Annotated in this window: 8 protein-coding genes; 4 read left to right on the top strand and 4 right to left on the bottom strand. The window is 64.8% G+C overall.

Translation table 11 applies throughout. The annotated features are described in order from the left end of the window. Window positions 1-110: 110 nt before the first annotated feature. Complete coding sequence (locus tag HBA54_RS15650) at window positions 111-425, top strand: DUF4279 domain-containing protein (RefSeq protein ID WP_205944686.1); 315 nt, start codon at window positions 111-113, stop codon at window positions 423-425. Between the two features lie 17 nt (window positions 426-442). Here the strand turns inward: HBA54_RS15650 and HBA54_RS15645 are convergent, their stop codons facing one another. The 4 genes from HBA54_RS15645 to HBA54_RS15630 form a co-directional block, all read right to left on the bottom strand. Continuing rightward, complete coding sequence (locus HBA54_RS15645) at window positions 443-2,074, bottom strand: GMC family oxidoreductase (RefSeq protein ID WP_167226224.1); 1,632 nt, start codon at window positions 2,072-2,074, stop codon at window positions 443-445. Between the two features lie 82 nt (window positions 2,075-2,156). Further along, complete coding sequence (locus HBA54_RS15640; protein WP_167226222.1) at window positions 2,157-3,695, bottom strand: tripartite tricarboxylate transporter permease; 1,539 nt, start codon at window positions 3,693-3,695, stop codon at window positions 2,157-2,159. Further along, entirely contained in the window at window positions 3,692-4,153 is a 462-nt protein-coding gene (locus HBA54_RS15635; protein WP_167226220.1) for a tripartite tricarboxylate transporter TctB family protein, read from the bottom strand. The genes HBA54_RS15640 and HBA54_RS15635 overlap by 4 nt, the downstream gene beginning before the upstream one ends. A 125-nt stretch (window positions 4,154-4,278) precedes the next feature. After that, window positions 4,279-5,271 carry a tripartite tricarboxylate transporter substrate binding protein gene (locus HBA54_RS15630; RefSeq protein WP_167226218.1) on the bottom strand — a complete coding sequence of 331 codons (993 nt, stop codon included), beginning with the start codon at window positions 5,269-5,271 and terminating at the stop codon, window positions 4,279-4,281. A 133-nt stretch (window positions 5,272-5,404) separates the two neighbouring features. Between HBA54_RS15630 and HBA54_RS15625 the strand changes: the two genes are divergently transcribed. From HBA54_RS15625 to HBA54_RS15615, 3 genes are read left to right on the top strand one after another with little or no spacing between them, the layout of a single operon-like run. Continuing rightward, window positions 5,405-6,082, top strand: a complete 678-nt coding sequence (locus tag HBA54_RS15625; protein WP_167226216.1) for a response regulator transcription factor — start codon at window positions 5,405-5,407, stop codon at window positions 6,080-6,082. Then, a complete protein-coding gene (locus tag HBA54_RS15620; RefSeq protein WP_167226214.1) occupies window positions 6,079-7,512 on the top strand; it encodes a sensor histidine kinase in 1,434 nt (477 codons plus the stop codon). The genes HBA54_RS15625 and HBA54_RS15620 overlap by 4 nt, the downstream gene beginning before the upstream one ends. Further along, window positions 7,509-8,567, top strand: coding sequence for an ABC transporter substrate-binding protein (locus HBA54_RS15615; RefSeq protein WP_167226212.1), 1,059 nt, complete (start codon window positions 7,509-7,511; stop codon window positions 8,565-8,567). The genes HBA54_RS15620 and HBA54_RS15615 overlap by 4 nt, the downstream gene beginning before the upstream one ends. Window positions 8,568-8,594: the final 27 nt, after the last annotated feature.

Genomic DNA, 8,594 nt, shown 5'->3' with positions numbered 1-8,594 from the left:
CTCAATGCGCGCCCATTCCTCCTCACTCAACCAAAACAGCTGCCTTGCCATTCAAGCCTCCTATCCTTGGAAACTTGAATCACAAATCCAACTCAACTGGAATCCCCTAATTGGGTACAGACCCTAGATCCCGTTCGCCGCACATGCCGCAAACCGCCACCTATGGGATCGGCGCCTGGATTCTCGCAATGCCCGGCCAAGCGCCTCAAGAGCCTGAAGAGTTAACGACGACGTTGCTCGATCTATTGCCCGAGGACGAGACGCTGTGGGTCGAGCTGGCCGCTCGCTATGACATCCGGCTGTCCTATGGTCTGTTCTTCGAGGCTTGGAATCGGGGCTTCACTCTGTCCCCTGAACTGTTGGCGCGCATTGCCCGAATGCGCGCATCAGTGGATTTTGATATCTACGCCAACCACGAAGACTAGAAGCCGTGAGATAGGGCTCAGGCCGCGCCCCGGCGGTCCTCGCGGATCATCGTGGCCGCCTTTTCGGCGATCATAATGGTCGGGGAATTGGTGTTGCCCGAGGTTATGGTCGGCATGATCGAGGCATCCACCACCCTGAGGCCGTGCAGGCCGTGGACCCGCAGGCGCGGATCGACCACCGCCCGCCCGTCGCTGCCCATCTTGCATGTACCCACGGGGTGGAAGATCGTCGTGCCGATGTCCCCCGCCGCCCTGGCCAAATCCTCGTCGCCCTCGATGGCGGCACCGGGCATGTATTCCTCCGGCTGAAAAGGCTGCAGGGCCGGTGCGGCGCAGATCCGCCGGGTCAGGCGGATGGCGGATGCCGCAACCGTCCGGTCGCCGGGGGCGGTCAGGTAGTGAGGCTTGATCGCCGGGGCATCGCGGAAATCGGCGCTGCGGATATGGATCGACCCGCGGCTTTCGGGCCTCAGGTTACAGACCGAGGCGGTGAAGGCCGGGAAGTCGTGCAGCGGGTCGCCGAACTTGTCGAGGCTGAGGGGCTGCACGTGGTATTGCAGATCGGGCGTCTCGCGCGCCGGGTCCGACTTGGCGAAGGCGCCGAGCTGGCTGGGCGCCATGGAAAGCGGTCCGCTGCGCGACAGCAGGTATTCCAGGCCCATGGCCGCCTTGCCGAGCAGGCTGTGGACCCGCTGGTTCAGGGTCACCGTATTCTGCACCTTGAAGATCATGCGCATCTGCAGATGGTCCTGCAGGTTCTCGCCGACGCCAGGCAGTTCATGGGCGACCTCGATGCCCTGGGCCTGCAGCACCCCGGCGGGCCCGATGCCCGAGAGCTGCAGCAACTGCGGCGAGCCGACGGCCCCGGCGGTCAGGATCACCTCACCCCGGGCGGCGGCGTGGCGCGGCCGGCCGCCCTGCTGAAAATCGATGCCGGTGATCCGACGGCCGGCGACTACGAGTTTTTCCGCCTGGGCATGGGTCAGCACGGTCAGATTGGGCCGTCCGGCGACCGGGTGCAGAAAGGCCTTGGCCGTGGACCACCTGACGCCCTTGCGCTGGTTCACATGGAAATAACCGCAACCTTCGTTGTCACCGCGGTTGAAATCCTCGCTCGGCGGAATGCCGGTCTCCGCCGCCGCCTTGCGGAATGCATCCAGAATTTCCCAGGACAGGCGCTGTTCCTCGACCCGCCATTCGCCCTTACCGCCATGAAAATCGTCGCCGCCCTGGAAGTGGTCCTCCGAGCGTTTGAAGTGCGGCAGCACGTCGCTCCACGACCAGCCGGGATTGCCGAGCTGGCGCCAGGTGTCGTAATCGCGCGCCTGGCCGCGCATGTAGATCATGCCGTTGATGGAGGAGGAACCGCCCAGCACCCGGCCGCGGGGATAAGCCAGCGCCCGGCCGTTCAGGCCCGTCTCCGGTTCGGTCTTGAAGCACCAGTCGGTGCGCGGCGTATTCATGGTGTAGAGGTAACCGACCGGAATGTGGATCCAGTGCCAAGAGTCCTTGCCACCGGCCTCCAGCAGCAGCACCGAGACATCGGAATCGGCGGAGAGGCGGTTGGCCAGGCAGCAGCCGGCCGAACCGGCCCCGACAATCACATAGTCAAATGTCCCGGCGTCCTGCCGATCCGCCCCCGGTGCCATAGAGAGTTCCTGCCTTAGTTCAGTTTTCTTGTTCCTTGGCCGAAACTATAACATCGCCGGGCAGGCAGAAAATGATCTCTCCTCAGCCCCCTTCGCCCGCGGTTTCGCGGCGCCGCGCCAGCATGGCGGTGATCCGCGGCACGATCATCGGAACAAAGAGGATCAAGGCCGCGAGGATGAGGATAGAGAGGGTCAACCCACGCTCCCAGAGGAACGACCAGCTCTCGTCGTGGATGGAAAGCGCGCGGCGCAGGTTCTCCTCCATCATGCCGCCGAGGATAAAGCCCAGAAGCATCGGCGCCATGGGGAAATCCAACAGCCGAAGCGCAATCGCCGCCACCGCGAAAAGCACCATCAGATGGATGTCGAAGGTGTTGAAGGAGACGAAGTAGACGCCGATCAGCGAGAAGAAGACGATCATCGGCAGCAAAACCGTGGAGGGAACCGCCAGTATCCGCGCGATATAGGGGATCAGCGGCAGATTCAAAACCAGCAGGATCACGTTGCCGATGTACATGGAAATGATGACCGACCAGAAGACCTCCGGATTCTCCTCAAACAACCGGGGACCGGGCTGAATGCCATAGGACAGCAAGGCGCCGAGCATGATCGCCGTGGTGCCGGAACCGGGAATGCCCAGGGTCAGCAGCGGCACGAAGGAACCGGAACAGGCCGCGTTGTTCGCGGTTTCCGGTGCGGAGAGGCCGCGGATCGATCCCTTGCCGAACTCGGCACCCTTTTTCGGCCCGGCCAAGCGCTGTTCGATGCCGTAGGCCAGGAAGGAGGCGATGGTCGCCCCGGCCCCCGGCAGCACGCCAACGAAGAATCCCAGAACCGAGGAGCGGCCGACCACCGGCGCCAGTTCCTTCACCTCGTCCCTGCTGACCTTCATGGAGCCGAGATTTTTCTGCGCCTCCATCTCGCGCAGGCGATCGGCATCCGATTTCGGTCTCAGGACCCCCATCAGGGCTTCCGAGAGCGCGAAGGTCGCCATCGCCAGCAACAGGAATGAGATCCCGTCCGCCAGATCGATGGCGCCAAAGGTGAAGCGTTGGACACCGACCCCCTTGTCGGTGCCGACCGTGGACAGCATCAGCCCGACGACGGTCATCAAAAGCGCCTTGATAATGTTTCCCTTGCCGGCGAAGGCTGCCACGGCGGTCAGGCCCAGGACCATGAGCGCGAAGTAGTCCGTGGATTGGAAGGCACGCGACACCACCGCCAGAGAGGGTGCCGCGATGAGCAGCAGAATGGCCGCGATGGTACCGCCGGAGAAAGAGGAGTAGGCGGCGATGGCCAGCGCCTTGCCGGCCTTGCCCTCGCGCGCCATGGGATAGCCGTCGAAGGCCGTTGCCACGGTACCGGCCACGCCCGGCGCGTTGATCAGGATCGACGAGGTCGAGCCGCCGAAGATGGCGCCGTAGTAGACGCCGGCCATGAGGATCAGGCCGGTCGCCGGATCGAAGCCATAGGTGATGGGGATCATCAGGGCGATGGCCGAGATCGGGCCGAGCCCGGGCAGCATGCCGATGAAGGTGCCGACAAAACAGCCGACCGACACCATCAGGATGTTGATCGGCGAAACCGCGGTCGACAGACCGGAGAGAATACCTTCCATCATCGGCTTAGATCCATGAATTCGGGCAGGGCCGCAATGTAGACGCCGAGCACCTGGGTCATCAGCGCCCAGAACAGAACGACCAGGGGAATCGAAGCGACCAGGATGACCCAGACCCGGCGCTCACCCAGCACCAGGATGCTGCATATCAGAAACAGGCTGGTGGAGAGCAGGAAGCCGGCGGGCCGCACGGTCAGCCCGTAGGCGATCATGAGAACACAGAGCAGCGCCGCCCGGCGCCAGTGAAACCCGGTTACCTCAAGCTTGGCATCGCTGCCCGGACGCAGCAGCAGAGCAACGGACAGGACCACCCCCATGACGGCCAGAATCTCCGGAATCGTCCGTCCGGTAAAAGCGGCGTCAGCCTGAAAGGCCAGCAGCTTGATGTCGCTGATCTGCAGCCAGTAGAAGATACTGAAGGCAAGCATCAGCAGGGCGCCGATGCGGTCGCGGGTCAACATGACAGGGTCCCCCAAAAACTGGGATAGACGCCCGGGCGGCCTTGCCCGGCGCCTAAGGAAAGCGGGGGGAGCCGAAGTCCTGGCTCCCCCTTTTTTTAGAGTTTCCTATGCGACGCGCCAGGCGGTCACAGGAAGCCCAGTTCCTTCATCAGGTCGCCCATCTGCTTTTCCTGGGTCTCCAGGAAGCTGACGAACTCCGCATCCGGATTGTAGATGTTGACCCAGCCGTTGCGGGCGCGCACGGCTTCCCACTCCGGGGTGTCGTACATCTTCTGGATCGCCGCGACATAGGCCGCCTTCTTGTCCTCGGAGAGGCCGGGCGCCGCGAAGAAGCCGCGCCAGTTCACGAACTCTGTGCCCTTGGAACCCGCCTCGTCGCAGGTCGGGGTATCCGGGGAGGCATCCAGGCGCTTCATGGAGGTGATGCAGAGGATGCGCACTTCGCCCTGCTTGGCGAGTTCGATGGCCTCACCGAAACCGGTGGAGAGCGCCTTGATCTCACCCGACAGCAGCCCGGCCATGGCCTTGCCGCCAGCGTCGTAGGGGATGTACTTCACAGCCGTCGGCTCGGCGCCCGTCCCCTTCATCACCAGGGCAGCGACCAGATGGTCCATGCCGCCGGCGACCGAACCGCCGCCGATGGCGACCGTCTTGGGATTGGCGTTGTAGGCCGCAACCAGGCCGCCGAAGTCCTGGATCGCCGAATCCTTGTTCACCACCATGGCGGCGTAATCGCCGATGGTCGAGGCGATCGGCGTCAGATCGCGGAACGACTGTGGGAAGACGCCCTGGAGCGAGCGGATGACGATCGGCGTGGAGTTCACCATCAAGGTGTCGCCCTGCTTACCGGCCGTCTCGATCAGGTGGGCGATGGCCTTGCCGCCACCGCCACCGGACATGTTCTCATAGGACGCGGTGCCCACCAGGCCCGCCTTGGTCAGCGCCTCACCCGTGCCGCGGGCCGTGCCGTCCCAGCCGCCACCGGCACCGCCGGGGATCAGGAAGTGGAGTTTGTCGAGTTCTTGGGCCTGCGCCGAGGCCAACCCGAGAGACGCGGCCATCGCCGCACCTGTAGCCGCCGCGACCAAAGCGCGACGGGTCATGGGAAACTTTCGCATTCTTTCCTCCCAATGCATTATTGACGGGTCGATTGCCCGTTTTATCCAGAATTACCATAACGCGGGAACCTGACGCCAACCTGTCGCGCCAAACCCGCGCGATATTTGGACAAAGACAACGAAGGACCCCGCTTTGAGGCTGCTCCTTGTGGAGGACAACGAAGATCTCGGCGATGCCCTGGAGCGCCACTTCCGGGCCGGCGGCCATGCCGTCGACTGGGCCCACAGTGCGCCGGAAGCCGACGACTATCTGCGTGCCGGGGCCCGGGGCTATGACCTTGTGATCCTCGACATCATGCTGCCCGGGGGCGATGGACGCGAAATCCTGCAGCGCATCCGCACCGAGGAAAGCGATCTGCCGGTGCTGGTGCTGACCGCACGCTCCCAGGTGGCGGACCGGGTTCACCTGCTCGATCTGGGCGCCGACGACTACATGACCAAACCCTTCGACGTAGCCGAACTGGACGCCCGCTGCCGCGCCGTCGTACGCCGGCGCCGCGGCCAGGCGCAAAGCCTCATCCAGTTCGGCGCTCTGGAACTCGATGCCGCCGCCGCCAGCGTGACTTCGGAGGGACGGCCGCTGGATCTGCGCAGCCGCGAGCTGCGCCTGCTGGAGGTTTTGATTTCACAACCCGGCCAGGTTTTCAGCAAAAGCCAGCTCATGGACAAGCTGTTCGGCCTGACCGAGGACGCCAGCGAGAACGCGATAGAAGTCTACATCGGCCGTCTGCGCCGCAAGATCCAGGACAGTGGCGTGGTGATCGAAACCGTGCGCGGGCTGGGTTATCGCCTGCGCGAGGGTCAGGAATGACGCTCAAACGGGAACCATCCAGCCTGTCGGGGACAACCTGGTCGCTGCGCCGCCGGCTGCTCGGCCAATTGCTGCTGGTCTTCGCCGGGCTCGCGGTTCTGCTCTATCTCTCCGTGCAGGCCGTCGCCGGGCGCGCCGCCGATGCAACCCAGGACAACATCCTCGGTGCCTCGGCCATCGCCATCGCCGAACAGGTCCGGGTCGTGGAGGGCGCCGTCGCCGTCGACCTGCCTTATGCGGCGCTGGAAATGCTGGGCCTGGCCGGCGAGGACCGGGTCTTCTATCGCATCGCCGGGGGCGGGGGCGCCCTCATCACCGGCTATGACGACCTGCCGAGCGGCGAGCTGCCCAAAAGCGAGGATACGCCCCTTTTCTTCACCGCCCAGTACCGCGGCGATACAGTCCGCGTGGCGACAACACGCCGGTCGATCCTCAGCGGCGGTTCGCGCCAGACCATCCTCATCACCGTCGCCCAGACCCGTGAGGCCCACGGAGCCCTGACCACCAGCATCGCGCTTTCCGCCGCCGGCGTCGGGGGCGGCTTTCTGGCCCTGGCCGGCCTGCTCGCCTGGATCGCCATCAGCCGGACCCTGAAGCCGGTTCATGAAATCGAGCGCGCCCTCGCGGCCCGCGCCTCCGACGACTTCTCGGCCTTGGAAACTGCCGCGCCCCGCGAAATCCTGCCCCTGATCGATGCGATCAACGACTTCGTGGAACGTCTGCGCCTGACCCTGGATACCAGCCAGCAGTTCATCGCCGAGGCGGCCCACCGTATCCGGACACCTCTGGCGGCCCTGAAAGCCCAGGCCGAAGTCAGCCTGAAGGCCGGCCCGGAAAAAACCAGTGAAGAAAGCCTGCGCCGTATGCTGCGCGCCGCCGACGAAACCTCGCAGCTGACCACGCAGCTGCTGGCCCAGGCGATGGTCGCCTATCGGGCCGAGCGGGCTGAGCGCCAGCGCCTCTCGCTCGCCAATCTGGCCCGCACCGCGGTACGCGATCTCGAAGTCGCTGCCGAGATGCGTGGCATCGACTTTCGCATGGACCTGACCGAAGACGTGGAGATACAGGGTGACGAAATCGCCTTGCTGGAGGCTATTCGCAATCTTCTGGATAACGCCATCAAATACGGACCGCCGGACGACTTCGTGCAGGTTTGCGTGCCCACCGGCCCGGCGCCGGAGATCTGCATCATCGATCACGGCCCTGGGGTACCGCGCAAGGACCGGGATCTCGTCTTCGAACGGTTTCGCCGGGGTTCGGTGGAACCGCAGACCGCCGGCTCCGGCCTCGGCCTTTCCATTGTCCGCCAGGTCATGCTGTCCCACCGTGGCCGGGTGCGGCTTGAGAACAACGAACCACAGGGCCTGAAGGTCCGCCTGATTTTTCCGCCGATCCGGGCAGCCGGCAAAACCACGAGACCCGAGACATGAGACAGCCTTTCCCCTGCGCCGTCCTTGCCATGCTGCTTATCTTCGCCCTGCTGCGGCCCGCAGCGGCGATCGAGATCGAACTGGCCCGCAGTTATCCCGCGCTGCGCGACGGCGATGCGCGCGCCGTGCTGCATGTCATCGGAACGACTGACGCCGACACCATGGACGGTCTGATCCGCGCCTATCGCGCGGTGCATCCCGATCTTGCGCTGGTCTATCATCAGGCGATCAGCGGCGACGTCTATCAGGCCGTGGAAGAGGCAGCGACCTTCGACGGCGAGACCTACGACCTCGCCATCTCATCCGCCATGGATCTTCAAATCAAACTGGTGAACGACGGCCATGCACGCCTCCACCGCTCGGTCGCGACGGCGCGCCTGCCGCGCTGGGCAAGCTGGCGCGAGCGCATCTTCGGCTTCACCCGCGAACCGGCGGTGATCGCTTACGATACCCGCGCCTTCGCCGCCACGCCGCCGCAGTCGCGCTTCGAGCTTCTGAACCTTCTGCGCAGCGAAGAGGCGCGCTTTTCCGGACGCATCGCTACCTACGACCCCAACCTCAGTGGCCTGGGCTATCTCTTCGCAACCCAGGACAGCCTGCAGTCGGAAACCTATTGGCGCCTGATGGAGGTTTTCGGCAATCTCTCCGCCCGGCTCTCCTGCTGTTCCGGCGAGATGCTGGACCTCCTGGAAAACGGCGAGGTCGCCGTGGCCTACAACGTCCTCGGGTCCTATGCCCAGGCCCGGCGCGATGCCGGGGCGCCCATCGGCATCGTCTATCCGGAGGACTACACCCTGTTGATGGTGCGCACGGCGCTGATCCCCCGAAGCAGCGACAACCCGGGCGACGCCGGAAGCTTCGTCGACTTCCTCGTCTCGCCGGAAGGCCAGCGCGTCATCGCCGGCGAGGTCAGCCTCGCCCCGGTGCTGCCCGAAGGTGACGAGGGATCGCTGATCCCGGTGCGCCTGGGCCCGGGCCTGCTGGTCTTTCTCGACGCCCTGAAACGCCGCGCCTTCCTGTCGGAATGGCAAAGCGCGGTCACCGAGAGGCGCTGAGCGGCGCTTGGAAGCCGGGCGGATGCG

It is taken from the genome of Pelagibius litoralis (assembly GCF_011683915.1).
Taxonomy (GTDB): Bacteria; Pseudomonadota; Alphaproteobacteria; order Kiloniellales; family Kiloniellaceae; genus Pelagibius; species Pelagibius litoralis.
The sequence above is the reverse complement of the archived record's forward strand: the minus strand, read 5'-3'. Positions and strand labels throughout refer to the sequence as shown.